Source organism: Enterobacter cloacae complex sp. IR5422 (assembly GCF_049238165.1).
GTDB classification, from domain to species: domain Bacteria; phylum Pseudomonadota; class Gammaproteobacteria; order Enterobacterales; family Enterobacteriaceae; genus Enterobacter; species Enterobacter roggenkampii.
Window position 1 is genome coordinate 56,432 of the sequence record NZ_JBMKHT010000005.1, and the last position, 15,927, is coordinate 72,358.

A 15,927-nucleotide genomic window follows, 5' to 3' on the forward strand; every position below is an offset into this window, starting at 1 on the left:
GGTGAAATTATTTAGGCTCGGTACCGAACCATTTTTTGTAGATTTCGTTATAGGTGCCGTTCTCTTTCAGCGTTTTCAGCGCGCCGTTAACTTTCGTGCGCAGGTCGTCGCTGCCTTTCGGGAAGGCGATACCGTACTGCTGAGCTTCCAGAGATTCGCCCACAGATTTGAACTTGCCGTTGCCCGCGGTTTTGATGAAGTACAGGATGTTTGGCGTGTCGTGCAGCACTGCGTCAGCGCGGCCGGTACCTAGCTCCATGTACGCATTGTCGATGTTCGGGAACTGGCGCAGGTCTTTGGTTTTGATATTCGCTTTCGCGTAATCAACTGACCCGGTGCCGCTTTTCACTGCCACCACTTTGCCGTCGAGATCTTTCACGCTTTTTACGTCGTTATTATCGGCTTTGACCATCACCAGCAGGCCGCTTTTGTAGTAGCCGTCAGAGAAGTCGATCGCTTTTTTACGCTCGTCGGTAATGGTGATACCCGCCAGCGCCAGATCAACGTTCTTGGTTTGCAGTGCCGGGATGATGCCGCTGAAGTCCATCGGCTTCAGGGTGTAATCCAGCTTGAGTTCTTTTGCGACTGCGGCCCACAGATCCACATCAAAACCAACGTATTTATCACCCTGTTTGAATTCAAACGGAACGAACGCCGTGTCGGTCGCCACAACCAGTTTGTCGGCAGCCTGAGAGGACACCGCAAAAGCCAGGGTAAGTGCAGCCAGTGAAACTTTTAATACAGACTTCATAGCATTTCCTTTTATATCCACGGGGCGATCCCCTGCGAGAACAGGTGGCACAATGAAAAAATCGTGCCAACTTTACAAGTTGTTGTTTTGCAAAGGGGATGATGTCATGCATTGCACAATAAATGGGGCAATGAGGTTTTATTGCACCAAAGTGGAGCACTGTTTTGGTGCGCTTCGTTTGGCTCAACTGACGGGGAGATATTTAGCGTAAATTCTGACGAAAAAACAATCTTCCGTTAACGGTTGTGTGAGGTGATTATTACAATTTCTTCACTTTTGCACGTTCTCAGGCAAAAAACGTGCACCATAGATGTGCAAAACCCTCACCGGAAGGCGAGGGTTTGATAGAAAATTCGTATGAATTATTCGATGTTAGATTCGATGAACCACAGGAACTGATCCAGATCGCGGGACGCGGCGGTGAAGATATCTGCGGTATCTTCGTCTTTCGCTTCGCTAATCGCTTTGCGCACATCGTTCGCCACAATCGCGTAGCGGTCCGCCAGCTCTTTCAGGTGATCCTGAACGGTATGGATATCCAGCGGATAGCTTTTCAGCGGGGTTTTGCTGTTGATCACCTGTGTGGTACCCAGCGCCACGCCGCCTAACTGAACGGCACGTTCAGCCATCGTATCGAGGTGGGTAACCAGTGCTGTGCGGAAGCCATCCAGCATTTCATGAACGGCAATAAAGTTTGCACCGCGCATATTCCAGTGGGCCTGTTTGGTGATCAGCGAAAGATCGATGAACTGGATCACCTGGCGATTCAGCAACTCAATGGTCGCTTTTTTGTCGCTGTCCGATACATCGTTACGGGTATAAAGCAGATTAGACGCTTTCGTTTTCACCAGTTTAGCGGTACTCATAATCTCATATCCTCTTGATGTTTATGTCCCAGGTAATTACGGAACTAAGTATAGCACCGGATTTTTTCTCTGCGGTTTGGCTGTGCCTATCGGTTTAATAGCGAGAAGGAGGTTGAGAATTTAATTAATTGAAAATGTTGAATAATTTTTAAATTGATACAGATCAATCTTAATTGCTGAATGAGAAAGTCAGCACAGAGGAATATTTAGCTGGCAGGAATCAGAGTGTAAGAAATTATAACGACTGTCTTTTTGGCCTTTATTCTGCATGGCGTGGAAGCCATGCAGAATATATGGCCTTAGTTGATATCCACTTTCTCAACTTTAGGTTCGGGGCGCATGGTGAGCGTCGATCCCATTGATGCCGCGATAATCGAGCAGAGCGCCAGCGTCTGGGTCAATGTCAGGGTTTCACCGAGAAACACCATCCCGGAAATGGCTGCAAGCGCAGGCTCCATGCTCATCAGGGTGCCAAATATGCGCGTCGGCAGACGCGTAAGGGCAATCATCTCCAGAGAGTAGGGGAGTGCGGTAGAGAGAATCGCAACCGCCAGCCCGATGGGCATGACGGACCATTGCCAGATCGATTCTGTCGCCTGCGCCATGCCGATGGGCACAAACACGATGGCCGCAATCAGGGAACCCAGCGCCACCGTTGCCGGTCCGTGCTCTTCCCCTGCGCGCTGGCCGGTGAGGATATAGACAGCCCAGCAGGCACCTGCGCCCAGCGCCAGCGCTGCGCCCGTCAGGTCAATCTCAGAAACGCTTTGGCCCAGCGGCAGCAGGAACCATAAGCCCAGTACGGCCAACACGACCCAGATAAAATCGACCGGACGTCGGGAGGAGAACAGCGCCACCGCCAGCGGGCCGGTAAACTCCAGCGCGACGGCAATACCCAGCGGTATCGTCTGGATGGAGAGGTAGAACAGGTAGTTCATCGCCCCCAGGGAGAGTCCATAAAACAGCAGCGGTAAACGCTGCTCCTTTTTAAAGCGCAGTCGCCACGGTTTGAAAATGACCACCAGTATCGCCGTGCCCAGAACAATACGCAGGGCGGTCACCCCGGGCGCGCCAACCAGTGGAAAAAGCGATTTTGCCAGCGAGGCGCCGCTTTGAATGGACAACATGGCAATGAGTATGACTGCAACCGGCAACCAGACCGACGACGTGCGGGATAACCCAGGCATCCTTTCTCCTGTCAGCTTATGTCAAATGAGGTAAAGGTTGCAGTTTAAAGGAAATATGCTGCGACGGTTGAGGCGCTGTTGAAAAAAAAGCAGGTGAAATCCGTAAAATGGATAAGCGCTGGTGGATTTATCGCCTGTCAGATTAGGAATAATCTGGATGAATGTAACGGCGCAGACGCGCACTATGCGCATTTAGTAGTGAAAATTGCATGTGATTTGAAAGAGATAGCTTACGCTGGAAACGTTCTGTTACAGGAAAGGCTTCATTAGACATCACGAATCACAAAGAGTTTCGCAAATTTTTTTGATATATTTAAAACTTACGGACTTACTTGGATCACATTTGAGGTGGTTATGAAAAAAATTGCATGTCTTTCAGCACTGGCCGCTGTACTGGCTGTTTCCGCAGGTACCGCTGTAGCTGCTACTTCTACTGTTACTGGTGGTTACGCTCAGAGCGACTATCAGGGCGTGATGAACAAAGCTAACGGTTTCAACCTGAAGTATCGTTACGAGCAGGATAACAACCCACTGGGCGTGATCGGTTCTTTCACCTACACCGAGAAAGATCGTTCTGAAAACGGCGCATACAACAAAGGCCAGTACTACGGTATCACTGCTGGTCCAGCTTACCGTCTGAACGACTGGGCAAGCATCTACGGTGTTGTAGGTGTTGGCTACGGTAAATTCCAGCAGACCGAAAACGAAGGTCTGAACCGCACTGCAAGCAACAGCGACTACGGCTTCTCCTATGGCGCAGGCCTGCAGTTCAACCCAATCCAGGACGTTGCTCTGGACTTCTCCTATGAGCAGAGCCGTATCCGCAACGTTGACGTTGGCACCTGGATCGCGGGCGTAGGTTACCGCTTCTAATCACTTCGGTGATTAAATAAAAAATCCGCCCACTGTGGCGGATTTTTTTTGTCGAAGATAAAAGCAAAACGGCAACCTGAGGTTGCCGTTTTGAGTGTTGGTTCCCTCTCCCCGTGGGAGAGGGCCAGGGTGAGGGCATCGGTCCGCACGAGACGGCAATTACTTATTCTTAATATCAAAAATATCCGTACCCAGATGGTTGTAGTCAACTTTCTGTAACTTGAAGTTGGTAACGTACACTGGGGGAGCTTTCTTGTTAGAGACAAACGGGTAAGCGTTTTTTATCTGCCCGGCGGTAATCCCCGTCCACTGCGAGAAAAACTGCAGGAAATCATTTGCTGAACGGCGTGCTTTAATGACGCGATGCGTTTTATCGTCACTCGACAGCACCATAAACGGCACCTGGAAGTTCTGCTGGAACTTGTCATCGTGCGCCAGATACTGCACCTCTTTACCGCGCTCTTTAAACGCCAGCCCGTGATCCGAGAAATAGACCATGGAGAAGCTGTCGCCCGTATTGCGCAACTGATCGTACAGCTTGCTCAGCAGGTCGTCGGTTTGCGTCATGGTGTAGAGATAGCAGGAGGTCTCTTTGGACTGCACAAACTCCGCGAACTTTCCGCCTGTCCGATCGCAGGCCTGTGGGTGCGACCCCATGAGGTGCAGAACGATCAGCTGCGGCTGGGTGCGCGGGGTGGCGAAGACCTGCGCCGTCATTTTCAGCAGCGCTTCGTCTTTAGTGTTTTTGTCAGCTTCAAAGTCGCCGTTTTTCAGGAACTGCACTTCGTCAGCCCGTTTGGCGATGCTGGCAATCGCCGTATCGTATTCGCCAATTTGCCCCTGATTAGAGAACCACCACGTCTGAAAACCCGCGCGGTTAGCCAGGGTGACGAAATTATCCTGATACTGCGGTTTGCCATCCACCACCCGGTTAAGGGTCAGACCGAGTGATTTCTGCGTCGAGCCGCTGGCCGCGACATAATCGGTAAACAGGGTGCCTTTGACCGAACTCGCAAACGGGGTGTTATCCCAGTGGCCGCCAAACGCGCCCATTGCATCGCGACGCGCGCTTTCACCAATCACCACTACATAGGTGTGATATTTCGGCTTCACGGCCAGCACGTTCCAGGTATCTTTCATATTGGAAAGCTCAGCCATGCGGGCCTGTTCGTCGAGAACCTCTTTATTGTTAACAACGACGTCTTTCACGAAGCGGAAAACCGGATAGCCGATGTTAATAAGTCTTAGCTTACCGTCCCAGGGAATGTTCTGGATGGGGGCGACAAACGCCACGGCAACGCTGAACACCAGACAGAGTATGTCGATCTTACCCCAGGATTTTTTCTCGCCCGTCTGACGACGAATGGCGATAACGCCCAATGCGAAGATAAAGAGCCCGACCACGTAGCTGTACCACGGGAAGATCGTCAGGATCTCCGTCGACTCTTCCATATTGGTCGAGTGCAGCGCCAGAAGGGTATTAAAGTTTGGTGAGCCGTACGCCTGACCAAACGGGAAATAGAGTGCAGCAACCAGTGAACAGATGCCGATTAACGCTTTTTGCGCGCGCGGGGCGGCGCGCCATAGCACATGCAGAATGCAGGTGAAGGCCACCGCGTAGAGCAGACTAAAGGGATAACCCAGCGCAAAGTTAATCAGTAATGACTGCAAAAAGTAAAAACCCGTCCACGGGCTTAAGGCCCGGCTGCGGGTCACAACGGTATCTATCAGGGTTACATTCATAGGTCACTATCATGGATGAAAACGCCATGTGCTCACCCTGGCGTCAAGGGTCATAACCTGCCTGACAGTGCGTGGAGAGGGAATGAGGGTCCGCTTCAGCGAGCCGCAAATTGTGCAGGGCTGCAAGAAGATAGTGCGAGCGCTAAATAATATCAACAGTTGCTAAGCAGATGTTTTGCGAAGGGGATTGCAAATCCGTAAAAAAGATCGGGAATAAGGCGGCTGGGAGCCAGTTTAGAGCGAGATTGTGACGGGAAAATGAAGCGGCGTACCGCAACGCCGCTTAGTGGGAAGGTTTATCATCCTGATGCGGTTTGCCGTTAAACATATCGCACAGCATGTTCAGCAGCATTAAGCGCACTTTAAAGGGTGAGTGGGTAAACACGGTCATGCACCTCTTGAATTCGTTCATAAGACCTCCTGATTTTTGATCCCTTCGATCCGTGAAGGGTGACTGCATTACATACAGATATAGCACAGGCTATATTGTATAGCTATGGCTATTTCGTTAATTTTTTGTGCTTGTGGAGGGATGGTTTACAATGTGCGCTCTCGATACCGGGCGCTGGAAGCGTCACCCCACTGAGGAAGTACAATGAACCGTCGCGCAGGTAAGCCAACCATTAAAAAAACGACGCAACTGGTGAATGTTGAAGAGCATGTCGAAGGTTTTCGCCAGGTCCGAGAAGCGCACCGGCGTGAACTGATTGATGATTATGTTGAACTCATTTCCGATCTGATTCGTGAGGTCGGGGAAGCGCGTCAGGTCGATATGGCCGCCAGGCTGGGGGTGTCGCAGCCAACTGTCGCAAAAATGTTAAAACGTCTCGCCTCCGTGGGCCTAATTGAAATGATCCCCTGGCGCGGGGTCTTTCTGACGCCGGAAGGGGAGAAACTCGCGCAGGAGAGCCGCGAGCGCCACCAGCTTGTCGAGAATTTTTTACTGGTGCTGGGCGTCAGCCCGGAGATTGCCCGCCGGGATGCGGAAGGCATGGAACACCACGTCAGCGAAGAGACGCTGGTGAAGTTTCGCGAATTTACCCTTAAATATGGTCCCTCCGCTGAATGAAAATCCCTGGACTGCAGGCCCTGACACGCGATCGTTTCTTCCATCTCTTATTACTCATTGGCGCAGGGTTAAGCCTCTTTGTGCCGTTTGCGCCGCAGGCCTGGCCCGCTGCCATTGACTGGCGCACCATCATTACCCTGAGCGGCCTGATGATGCTCACCAAAGGGGTTGAGCTGAGCGGCTATTTTGACGTTCTGGGCCGTAAAATGGTGCGCCGCTTTGCCACCGAGCGCAGGCTGTCCCTGTTTATGGTGTTTTCCGCCGCGGTGCTGTCGACGTTTCTGACCAACGACGTGGCGCTGTTTATCATCGTGCCCCTCACCCTCACGCTGCGTAAGCTTTGCGAGATCCCGGTCAGCAGGCTGATCATCTTCGAAGCGCTCGCCGTTAACGCCGGTTCTCTGTTAACGCCCATCGGTAACCCGCAAAATATCCTCCTCTGGGGCCGTTCCGGGCTGTCGTTCGCCGCTTTTACCTGGCAGATGGCGCCGCTGGCGCTGGTGATGATGCTGTCGCTGCTGGCGGTCTGCTGGTTTGCGTTTCCGGATAAAAAACTGCAGTACCACAGCGGCACCACGGGCCCGCAGTGGCAGCCGCGTCTGGTCTGGAGCTGCCTCGGGTTATACATCGTCTTTCTGTTCGCGCTGGAGCTGAAGTATGAGGTGGCGGGCGTGTTGCTTGTCGCCGCGGGCTTTGTCGTCCTCGCGCGACGCGTGCTGGTCAGCGTGGACTGGACGCTGCTGCTGGTCTTTATGGTGATGTTTATTGATGTGCATCTGCTTATTCAGCTTCCGGTGCTGCAAAACGTGCTCCACAGCGTCAGCACGCTGTCTCAGCCGGGACTGTGGCTGACGGCGATTGGCCTGTCGCAGTTTATCAGCAACGTGCCTTCCACCATTCTGCTGCTCAACTATGTTCCGCCGGACACGCTGCTGGCCTGGGCGGTGAATATCGGCGGGTTTGGGCTGCTGCCCGGCTCGCTGGCCAACCTGATTGCCCTGCGCATGGCCAACGATCGCCGCATCTGGTGGCGCTTCCATCTCTGGTCAATCCCGATGCTGGTTTGGGCCGCGGCGATCGGTTTCGGAATATTCCTTCTCATATAGTGCGCAATTTGTCAGTTTTTCCTGGCAAACGTATAGCAACGTCCTAGCTTTAGTGAACGGCATAGTGTGATGCCGCTCACTGACAGGACTGTTGCTGAACTATGGCTGAAGATCAAAATCCGCCTGCTGACGAGCAGGACAAAAACAATAATGAGCGTAAGCGCCCGGGCAAAAAACCGTTAATTATCCTCGGCATTGTCGTGGTGGTGATGGTCGTCGTGGCGCTGGTCTGGTGGTTTTTAACCCGTAACGAAGAGACGACTGACGACGCCTTTACCGACGGCGACGTGGTGACGATTGCCCCGAAAACGGCAGGCTACGTCACCGAGCTGCGGGTGCGCGATAACCAGCGCGTGAAAAAAGGCGATCTGCTGGTGGTCATCGATCCGCGTGATACCACCGCGCAGCGCGATCAGGCTCAGGCCCAGCTTGGGCTGGCTATCGCGCAGCTGCACCAGGCCCAGGCGCAGCTCGCACTCTCCAAAGTGCAGTATCCCGCCCAGCGTGACGAAGCCAAAGCGCAGGTGCTGAAAGCGCAGGCCGATCTGGCGAACGCGCAGGCGGAGTATCGCCGCCAGCGCGGCGTCGATCCGCGGGCGACCACCCAGCAAAGTATTGATTCTGCGAATGCGCAACTGCGCAGCGCCCAGGCGGGTCTGGCCAGCGCTCAGGCGCAGCTGGAAGTGGCAGAGCAGGTACAGCTGCAAATCCGCCAGCAGGAAACCAACGTTGAAGCGCGCGAGCGTCAGGTCGAACAGGCCAAAGCGCAGCTGGAAACGGCCAATCTGAACCTCTCTTACACCGAAGTCCGCGCCCCGTTCGACGGGTTTGTCACCAAACGCAACGTGCAGCCCGGTACGCTGGTGCAGGCGGGAACGGCGCTGTTCTCGCTGGTTTCGCCGAACGTGTGGGTGGTGGCGAACTTCAAAGAGTCCCAGCTTGAGCGCATGAAGCCCGGCGATAAGGTCACCGTGTCGGTCGACGCGTGGCCGGATATGGCGCTTGAGGGCCACGTTGACAGTATCCAGCAGGGCAGCGGCTCGCGCTTCTCCGCCTTCCCGGCTGAAAATGCCACCGGTAACTTTGTCAAAATTGTGCAGCGCGTGCCGGTGAAAATCGTGATTGATAAGGGGCTCGATCCGAACAAACCGCTGCCGCTGGGGCTGTCGGTCGCGCCGAAGGTGACGGTGGAATGACGGATCACAGCCACGACAGCTGGAAGCCCGCCAGCAATCCGTGGGCGGTGGCGATTGTCGTCACCCTGGCGGTGTTTATGGAGATCCTCGACACCACCATCGTCAACGTGGCGCTGCCCCACGTGGCGGGTTCACTCTCGTCCAGCTATGACGAATCCACCTGGGTATTAACCAGCTACCTGGTCGCGAACGGCATCGTGCTGCCCATCTCGGCGTTTCTGAGCCGGGTATTTGGCCGCAAGCAGTTCTTCCTGATCTGCATCGTCATGTTTACCGTCTGCTCGTTCCTCTGCGGCATCGCCACCGAGCTGTGGCAGATCATCCTGTTCCGCGTGATGCAGGGCTTTTTTGGCGGCGGGCTGCAGCCCACGCAGCAGTCGGTACTGCTCGATTACTTTAAGCCGGAGGACAGGGGCAAAGCGTTCGGCCTTTCCTCCATCGCGATTATCGTTGCACCGGTCCTCGGCCCGACGCTGGGGGGCTGGATCACCGACAACTACTCCTGGCGCTGGGTGTTCTTTATCAATATCCCGGTGGGGATTGTGACGGTGCTGGCGATCTACCAGCTGCTGGAAGATCCGCCGTGGGAGAGCAAATCTAAAGAGAAGCTGACCATCGACTGGACGGGGATCGGCCTGATCGCCTTAGGGCTTGGCTGCCTGCAGGTGATGCTTGACCGGGGAGAAGATGAGGACTGGTTCTACTCGAACTTTATCCGTACCTTCGCGGTGTTAACGCTAATCGGCATTATCGGTGCCATTTACTGGCTGGTGTATGCCAAAAAGCCGGTGGTGGATCTGCACTGCATGAAGGACCGCAACTTTGCGATTTCCAGCCTGCTGATGGCGGGGATGGCGATGATTTTGTACGGCAGCTCGGTGGTGATCCCCCAGCTGGCGCAGCAGGATTTAGGCTATACCGCCACCTGGTCCGGGCTGGTGCTGTCGCCCGGGGCGGTGCTGATTGTATTAACGATCCCGCTGGTGCTGAAGCTGATGCCGGTGGTGCAGACGCGCTGGATTATTGCCTTTGGCTTTACCTGCCTGGCGGTGTCGTTCTTCTGGTCGCGCACGCTGACCCCGGATATCGACTTCGAAACCCTGGTGCTGTTCCGCAGCGCCCAGTCGCTGGGGCTGGGGTTCCTGTTTGTGCCCCTGACCACCATTGCCTTTATTTCGATTCCAAGACGGCTGAATGCCGACGCGGCGGCGCTGTTCACTATGTTCCGTAACGTCGCGGGCTCGGTCGGGATCTCGCTGTCGACGGCGGCCATCACCGAACGGTCTCAGGCGCATAGCGCGCACCTTGCGTACCACGCCTCGCCGTTTAACGAACAGTTTCAGCAGGCAATACGCGAAAGCGCCCAGGCGATCCAGAACTTCACGACCCAGGTGGGCGATCCCACCGGGATTGCCACCGGACGCCTGTACCAGACCATGATCGAGCAGTCGCGCTTCCTGGCCTACATCGACGTCTTTACCCTTCTGAGCGCCGTGGCCTTGCTATTGATTCCGTTTTGTTTGTTGCTCTCGCCGGTTAAGAGCGAGGGGAGTGCAGGAGCACATTGATGATACACAGACGTTTACACCCCCTGATGATAATGATGCTGCTGGCAGGCTGCGCCGTCGGGCCGGACTATCAGCCGCCCGCGCCGCCTGCCGTCACGCACTGGAACGATAAGGGCGACAGCGGGGTAAAATCGCAGACGACCTCCGCCGCGACCAACCCGCGCTGGTGGAAGACCTTCGGCTCGCCGCAGCTCGACAGCCTGGTTGAGCGCGCCATCGCCGGAAACCTGACGCTGCAGCAGACGGTGCTGCGCATCGCCGGCGCGCGCGAGCAGATTAACCAGGCGGGCGGGGCGTTTTACCCGTCGGTGAACGGCAATCTGCAGGCGACGCGCCAGCAGCTCGGGCTGGAAGGGGAGCTGAAATCCCACGGCGTGTATGACCAGCTGGATAATGTCGATCCTGAGCTGCGGGGCGCGTTAGGCCCCCTGACGCAGCCGATCAACCTCTACCAGGGCAGCTTCGACGCCCAGTGGGAAATTGACCTCTGGGGCAAGGTGCGCCGACAGGTGGAAGCCGCCGAAGCGCAGCAGAAAGCCGCTATCGAGCAGCGTAACGACGCGCTGGTGTCGCTGGAGGCGGAAGTGGCGCGCGCGTGGCTCCAGCTGCGCGGGGCGCAGAGCATTATCGCCACGCTGAACACCCAGATTAAAAGCGCGCAGCAGACGCTGGATCTGACCGAAAGCCGCCAGCGCGGCGGGCTGTCGCCGCAGATGGATGTAGAAAATGCGCGGGCACAGCTGGGTAACCTGGAGGCGCAGCTGCCGCAGTACCAGGCGCAGGCGCGGCAGGCGATGAACGGTCTGGCAATTCTCCTTGGCAAGCCGCCGGGGGCGCTCGATGCGGAGTTACAAAGCGTGCAGCCGATGCCCGCATTGCCGGATATCGTGCAAACCGGCATTCCGTCTACGCTCGCGCGACGCCGTCCGGACGTGCGCGAAGCGGAGGCGAATCTTCATGCCGCCACGGCGCAGATTGGCGTCTCGGTGGCCCAGCTGTTCCCGAGTTTTACCCTCTCCGGGCAGTTTGGCCTGCGCAACAGCGAAACCAACTGGCTGACCGACTGGAGCAGCCACTTCTACAGCTTTGGCCCGCAGGTCTCCATCCCCATCTTCCAGGGCGGTCGACTGGTCTCCAGCGTGAAGGTGGCGCGCGCGCAGCAGGGGTCCGCGGTGCTGGACTATCGGCAGACGGTGCTCACCGCGCTCGGCGATGTCGAAAATGCGCTGGTGAGCTATCGCACCGACCAGCAGCGTGAAGCGGGCCTGGCGAAAACCATTGATGCCCTGCAAAACGCCTTTGACCTGGCGAGCGACAGCTATCGACAGGGGATCGCCAGCTTTATCGACGTGCTGGACGCCCAGCGGCAGCTGGCGCAGGCCCAGCAGCAGCGCGCACAGGCGCAGGTGCAAAGCGCGCTCGATCTGGTGGCGCTCTACAAGGCGCTCGGCGGCGGCTGGGAGCCGTATCAGCAGGTGCGGCTGCCGGACTACAGCGTCTTTGGCGACGCCCCGCGCGGATAAATATTCAGAGGATTGGGCAAGAAACGGACAGGAACGCCACATTCGCGATGGCAGAGGGGCGGGTATAACTAACAGACACCCAATCGACATGCGAGGAAAGCGTTATGCGTTATCAAAAACTGGGCAATACCGGACTGTTCGTTTCTGAACTCTGCCTCGGCACCATGACCTTCGGCGGTGAAGGCGGCATGTGGGGCAAGATTGGTCAGCTCCAGCAAAGCGAAGCAGAACAGCTGGTGGGCCGCGCGCTGGATGCCGGGATCAACTTTATCGACACCGCGGACGTTTACTCGGAAGGGCGTTCGGAGGCGATCGTCGGCCAGGCGCTGAAAAACCTGAAAATTCCGCGCGAGAACGTGGTAGTCGCCACTAAAGTATTTGGCGAAACCGGGACGGCAGGAGTGAACTCGCGCGGCAGCTCGCGCTATCACATCATCAGCAGCGTGAAGGAGAGCCTGCGCCGCCTGCAGCTGGATCATATCGATCTCTATCAGCTGCACGGCTTCGACCCGGCCACGCCGATTGAAGAGACGCTGTATGCGCTGGATAACCTGGTGCAGCACGGCCACGTGCGCTATATCGGCGTCTCGAACTGGGCGGCGTGGCAGATTGCCAAAGCGCTGGGTATTTCCGAGCGCCTCGGGCTGGCGCGCTTCGCTTCCCTCCAGGCGTATTACACCATCGCCGGACGCGATCTTGAGCGCGAGCTGGTGCCGATGATGCAGAGCGAAGGCGTCGGGCTGATGGTCTGGAGCCCGCTGGCGGGCGGCCTGCTGAGCGGAAAATATGGCCGCGACGGGCAGAGCGAAGCCGGTAGCCGCCGTCTGGAGTTTGACTTCCCGCCGGTGAACAAAGAGCGCGCCTTTGACTGCGTGGACGTGATGCGCGTGATTGCCGAAAGCAAGGGCGTCTCCGTCGCGCAAATCGCGCTGGCGTGGCTGCTGCACCAGAAGGCAGTGACCAGCGTCATCATTGGCGCGAAGCGCGTTGAGCAGCTGGACGACAACATTGCCGCCACCGGGATCCGCTTAAGCGAAGACGAGCTCAAACAGCTGGATGCGGTGAGCGCGCTGCCGCGCGAGTATCCCGGCTGGATGCTGGAGCGGCAGGGAGAGTATCGCCGTAATCAGCTCGCGCAACAGTAACTCTCCGCATCAGGTAATTTTTAAATTTGTTTGCCCATCGGTACAGAAATCGGCGAAAGCGGCTTATTTCACTGAGCACGCTTTTGCCGATTCAACGATGGGCTGTGGCGGGAATCAGCAACCGTCTTTGCAGGTTGCCGCTGGGTTTTGCTCAAGGATTCTTACCAGCAGGGCTCGGGGTTCTCTCACGACATCTGTTCCAACTGACAGTACTTTGCCGTCCCGCTCTGCTGAATACTTCGCGACAACATCACCGAATGCATTTCGCTGCAGGGCGACCTCTTGTCCTGCTTTGACCCTGTCGCCGGGTTTAACGAAAACTTCCGCAAACCCACCCGTGGTCGCTCGTATTGAACTGATCGCATTACCAATATACGTTTTATTGCTGATGGCGGTTGCGCCGATTTTGCCTTCAATCACCTTATAATGGATCAGTACATTGCGGGCACCCTCTACACCCCTGGCAATCATATCCTGCTGGTAAATCCTCGGCTCTCCCGTCTCGGCCGTTATCGCCGGGATACCATTTTGAATAAAGGTGGTTTCCATTGAGCCGGCTTCGCCGGGATCTTTCTTAATTTGATCGGCCGGAAAAAGTTCTGCAATCGTCCGGGCATCCGCATTGCGGTAGTCGGCATAAATGAACAGCGGATAAGCCGTTCCGGTAGACTGGGTGTGATAGTCAATCGCCAGGTCGACATTTCCCTTGTAAACCTTATTCCACATCATCCATGCCTGACGCTCGGCAGGGTTACCCGTTTCTTTTCCTGGATGCACGCGGTTGTAGTCGATCGTCTCACCCCCATCGGTTGAAACGGACCATGTCCGGGAGACCCTTTCAAGTCCAGAACGGTTTGGACCTATAATGCCAATAACGCTGCCGTTCATTTTTGCGGGGTCCAGTTGTTCCATCACTTTTTGTACGATGCGCACTCCGTTTAGCTCATCCCCGTGGACGCCCGCCTGCAGCAGAACGTTCTTCCCGTCCGTTTTGCCTTTTGCCACCATGATGGGGACATACCAGCGCTGTCCTGTTCCTGTCTCAACCCCCTCGAACATGAAGCGATGTTGTCCTGCTGTCAGGTCTGATACATCCAGAGTCGAGATAACCGGCACCCCCTGCACCTTATCACCCGTATACACCGTTGCCGCGTGAGTCATTGAGCATGGCAACGCTAAGCTGAGAGCGAATGCGATACGGCTAGTAAATATCTTCATGAGCGTCATTTTCCATTTGATAGGGTTGAGATTTTTATTTTTCGGCCTGGGCCGTGGTTCGTGCTCATTAAGTTAATAGTGATTTTATGAGGCCAGCCAGCGGCACGATCGGGAAATGTGATTTTGCATAGGCTAACGCACCGGCCTCAATAACAGGGTTTGCGCGAATCATTTTTCCTGCCCGGCGTCTTCTTTCTAACCTACCTCACAAAAAACGATCCTCCGCTTTGATCGACATGCCATCTTCGCCTATATGACTAGTCATGAAATTTTAAATGACTAGTCATATAGGGAGGAAACATGAGCAATCAGCTGCCGGCCAACTTTTTATGGGGCAACTCGGTATCGAGCATGCAGACGGAAGGGGCCTGGAACGAGGGCGGGAAGGGGATGTCGGTGTACGACATTCGCGAAGCTGGGGAGAACATCTCCGACTGGAAAGTCGCGACCGACTCCTACCATCGCTACCGGGAAGATTTCGACCTGATGCAGGATCTGGGCATGAACTGCTACCGCTTCCAGATCTCCTGGAGCCGCGTCTGTCCGCAGGGTGACGGCGCGTTCAACGACGAGGGCATCGCGTTTTACGACCGCTTTATTGACGATCTCATCGCCCGCGGTATTGAGCCGATGATCTGCCTCTACCACTTCGATATGCCGCTGGCGTTGGCGCAGGAGTACAACGGCTTTAATGACCGCCGCGTAATGGACGCCTTTATCCGCTACGGTAAAAAGATGATCGACTGCTTTGGCGACCGCGTGAAGTACTGGCTGACCTTCAACGAGCAGAACATCTTCCATATGCCGGAAGCATTCCGCATTTCTGGCTATATGAAAGGCGATCAAACCCTGCGCGAGCTGTACGAGCTGCAGCACCATACCATGGTGGCGCACATGGCGCTGACCGAATACCTGCACCAGACAAAACCGGGCCAACTGATGGGCGGCATGCTGGCGCACCAGCTGGTTTACCCGGCCACCTGCAAACCGCGCGATATCTTCTGCGCCCAGCAGTATGACGAGTTCCTCAACCAGAACCTGCTGCGCGTCTTTGCCGGGCAGGGCTACAGCCCGGCGGTGATGGCGGTGGTGGAGCAGGAAGGCTTTGGTGATATCTACCGTGCCGAAGATTTAGCGCTACTGGCGCGCACCAGAAACGACTATATGGCCTTCAGCTACTACGCCAGCAAAACGCTGGACAGCGATGCGATCCCGGAAGGCACGCCGGTCAACTATTACCTGCTGCACGGCGAGAAAAATAACCCCTACCTGAAAGCCACCGAGTGGAACTGGCAGATCGACCCGCTCGGTTTTCGCACCATCATTACCCGCTACGCCAACGACTGGCGCATGCCGGTCTTCCCGATTGAAAACGGCATTGGCGTGATTGAGTCCTGGGATGGCGTCAACCCCATCGAGGATACCTACCGCATCGACTACCACCGGGCGCACATCGAGGCGATGAAAGCGGCGATATTCGAGGATGGGGCAGAGGTCATGGGCTACCTCGGCTGGGGGTTAATCGACATTCTCAGCTCCCAGGGCGACATGCGTAAGCGCTACGGCGTGGTCTACGTCAACCGGGAAAACCACGACCTGAAAGACCTCAGGCGCGTGCCGAAGAAGAGCTACGCGTGGTTAAAACAGGTTATCCATACCAACGGACGCGAGATGTAAGCCGT

At 55.9% G+C, this 15,927-nt stretch carries 14 protein-coding genes; 8 read left to right on the top strand and 6 right to left on the bottom strand.

What is annotated here, in order from left to right; all coding sequences use genetic code 11:
• Positions 1-7 precede the first annotated feature (7 nt).
• The 3 genes from glnH to rhtA all read right to left on the bottom strand — a co-directional run bounded on the left by glnH (position 8) and on the right by rhtA (position 2,804).
• Positions 8-751 (bottom strand): glutamine ABC transporter substrate-binding protein GlnH, encoded by a 744-nt coding sequence (glnH, locus tag ACOTXT_RS04075; protein ID WP_008501170.1) that lies wholly within the window; start codon positions 749-751, stop codon positions 8-10.
• A gap of 362 nt (positions 752-1,113) precedes the next feature.
• Positions 1,114-1,617: a DNA starvation/stationary phase protection protein Dps gene (gene dps, locus ACOTXT_RS04080; RefSeq protein ID WP_008501171.1), complete on the bottom strand. Its 504-nt coding sequence runs from the start codon at positions 1,615-1,617 to the stop codon at positions 1,114-1,116.
• Between the two features lie 299 nt (positions 1,618-1,916).
• The gene (gene rhtA, locus ACOTXT_RS04085; protein WP_008501172.1) at positions 1,917-2,804 is read right to left on the bottom strand and encodes a threonine/homoserine exporter RhtA; all 888 of its coding nucleotides are present in this window, start codon (positions 2,802-2,804) and stop codon (positions 1,917-1,919) included.
• 354 nt (positions 2,805-3,158) lie between these two features.
• Between rhtA and ompX the strand changes: the two genes are divergently transcribed.
• Positions 3,159-3,677 carry an outer membrane protein OmpX gene (gene ompX / locus ACOTXT_RS04090; RefSeq protein ID WP_008501173.1) on the top strand — a complete coding sequence of 173 codons (519 nt, stop codon included), beginning with the start codon at positions 3,159-3,161 and terminating at the stop codon, positions 3,675-3,677.
• Between the two features lie 159 nt (positions 3,678-3,836).
• On the opposite strand, the gene ACOTXT_RS04095 is transcribed toward ompX, so the two are convergent.
• Together ACOTXT_RS04095 and mntS are read right to left on the bottom strand one after the other, a co-directional pair.
• The gene (locus ACOTXT_RS04095; protein ID WP_055322263.1) at positions 3,837-5,420 is read right to left on the bottom strand and encodes a phosphoethanolamine transferase; all 1,584 of its coding nucleotides are present in this window, start codon (positions 5,418-5,420) and stop codon (positions 3,837-3,839) included.
• 283 nt (positions 5,421-5,703) lie between these two features.
• Positions 5,704-5,832 (bottom strand): manganase accumulation protein MntS, encoded by a 129-nt coding sequence (gene mntS / locus ACOTXT_RS04100; RefSeq protein WP_008501175.1) that lies wholly within the window; start codon positions 5,830-5,832, stop codon positions 5,704-5,706.
• Positions 5,833-6,015: 183 nt separating this feature from the next.
• Between mntS and mntR the strand changes: the two genes are divergently transcribed.
• The 6 genes from mntR to ACOTXT_RS04130 all read left to right on the top strand — a co-directional run bounded on the left by mntR (position 6,016) and on the right by ACOTXT_RS04130 (position 13,027).
• Positions 6,016-6,489, top strand: a complete 474-nt coding sequence (gene mntR, locus ACOTXT_RS04105; RefSeq protein ID WP_008501176.1) for a manganese-binding transcriptional regulator MntR — start codon at positions 6,016-6,018, stop codon at positions 6,487-6,489.
• The gene (locus ACOTXT_RS04110; protein WP_055322262.1) at positions 6,486-7,595 is read left to right on the top strand and encodes an anion transporter; all 1,110 of its coding nucleotides are present in this window, start codon (positions 6,486-6,488) and stop codon (positions 7,593-7,595) included. Before mntR ends, ACOTXT_RS04110 begins: the two co-directional genes overlap by 4 nt.
• 101 nt (positions 7,596-7,696) lie before the next feature.
• Positions 7,697-8,791: an HlyD family secretion protein gene (locus ACOTXT_RS04115; RefSeq protein ID WP_021240968.1), complete on the top strand. Its 1,095-nt coding sequence runs from the start codon at positions 7,697-7,699 to the stop codon at positions 8,789-8,791.
• A complete protein-coding gene (locus ACOTXT_RS04120) occupies positions 8,788-10,359 on the top strand; it encodes a DHA2 family efflux MFS transporter permease subunit (protein WP_008501179.1) in 1,572 nt (523 codons plus the stop codon). Before ACOTXT_RS04115 ends, ACOTXT_RS04120 begins: the two co-directional genes overlap by 4 nt.
• Positions 10,359-11,882 (top strand): efflux transporter outer membrane subunit, encoded by a 1,524-nt coding sequence (locus ACOTXT_RS04125; protein ID WP_126324803.1) that lies wholly within the window; start codon positions 10,359-10,361, stop codon positions 11,880-11,882. Before ACOTXT_RS04120 ends, ACOTXT_RS04125 begins: the two co-directional genes overlap by 1 nt.
• A gap of 104 nt (positions 11,883-11,986) precedes the next feature.
• On the top strand, positions 11,987-13,027 hold the full coding sequence (locus tag ACOTXT_RS04130; protein WP_025912876.1) for an aldo/keto reductase: 1,041 nt from the start codon (positions 11,987-11,989) through the stop codon (positions 13,025-13,027).
• Between the two features lie 114 nt (positions 13,028-13,141).
• Here the strand turns inward: ACOTXT_RS04130 and ACOTXT_RS04135 are convergent, their stop codons facing one another.
• Positions 13,142-14,245, bottom strand: a complete 1,104-nt coding sequence (locus ACOTXT_RS04135) for a succinylglutamate desuccinylase/aspartoacylase family protein (protein ID WP_333163651.1) — start codon at positions 14,243-14,245, stop codon at positions 13,142-13,144.
• 300 nt (positions 14,246-14,545) lie between these two features.
• Here ACOTXT_RS04135 and ACOTXT_RS04140 point away from each other — a divergent pair, with 300 nt between their 5' ends.
• On the top strand, positions 14,546-15,922 hold the full coding sequence (locus tag ACOTXT_RS04140) for a glycoside hydrolase family 1 protein (RefSeq protein WP_008501183.1): 1,377 nt from the start codon (positions 14,546-14,548) through the stop codon (positions 15,920-15,922).
• The last annotated feature ends 5 nt before the right edge of the window (positions 15,923-15,927 follow it).

Bases quoted from the DNA above. Each gene is read 5' to 3' on its own strand.
- ACOTXT_RS04140 (WP_008501183.1), top strand. From the start codon at position 14,546: ATGAGCAATCAGCTGCCGGCCAACTTTTTATGGGGCAACTCGGTATCG.
- ACOTXT_RS04130 (WP_025912876.1), top strand. From the start codon at position 11,987: ATGCGTTATCAAAAACTGGGCAATACCGGACTGTTCGTTTCTGAACTC.
- rhtA (WP_008501172.1), bottom strand. From the start codon at position 2,804: ATGCCTGGGTTATCCCGCACGTCGTCGGTCTGGTTGCCGGTTGCAGTC.
- ACOTXT_RS04110 (WP_055322262.1), top strand. From the start codon at position 6,486: ATGAAAATCCCTGGACTGCAGGCCCTGACACGCGATCGTTTCTTCCAT.
- ACOTXT_RS04125 (WP_126324803.1), top strand. From the start codon at position 10,359: ATGATACACAGACGTTTACACCCCCTGATGATAATGATGCTGCTGGCA.
- ompX (WP_008501173.1), top strand. From the start codon at position 3,159: ATGAAAAAAATTGCATGTCTTTCAGCACTGGCCGCTGTACTGGCTGTT.
- ACOTXT_RS04120 (WP_008501179.1), top strand. From the start codon at position 8,788: ATGACGGATCACAGCCACGACAGCTGGAAGCCCGCCAGCAATCCGTGG.
- mntR (WP_008501176.1), top strand. From the start codon at position 6,016: ATGAACCGTCGCGCAGGTAAGCCAACCATTAAAAAAACGACGCAACTG.
- dps (WP_008501171.1), bottom strand. From the start codon at position 1,617: ATGAGTACCGCTAAACTGGTGAAAACGAAAGCGTCTAATCTGCTTTAT.
- glnH (WP_008501170.1), bottom strand. From the start codon at position 751: ATGAAGTCTGTATTAAAAGTTTCACTGGCTGCACTTACCCTGGCTTTT.
- ACOTXT_RS04095 (WP_055322263.1), bottom strand. From the start codon at position 5,420: ATGAATGTAACCCTGATAGATACCGTTGTGACCCGCAGCCGGGCCTTA.
- mntS (WP_008501175.1), bottom strand. From the start codon at position 5,832: ATGAACGAATTCAAGAGGTGCATGACCGTGTTTACCCACTCACCCTTT.
- ACOTXT_RS04135 (WP_333163651.1), bottom strand. From the start codon at position 14,245: ATGAAGATATTTACTAGCCGTATCGCATTCGCTCTCAGCTTAGCGTTG.
- ACOTXT_RS04115 (WP_021240968.1), top strand. From the start codon at position 7,697: ATGGCTGAAGATCAAAATCCGCCTGCTGACGAGCAGGACAAAAACAAT.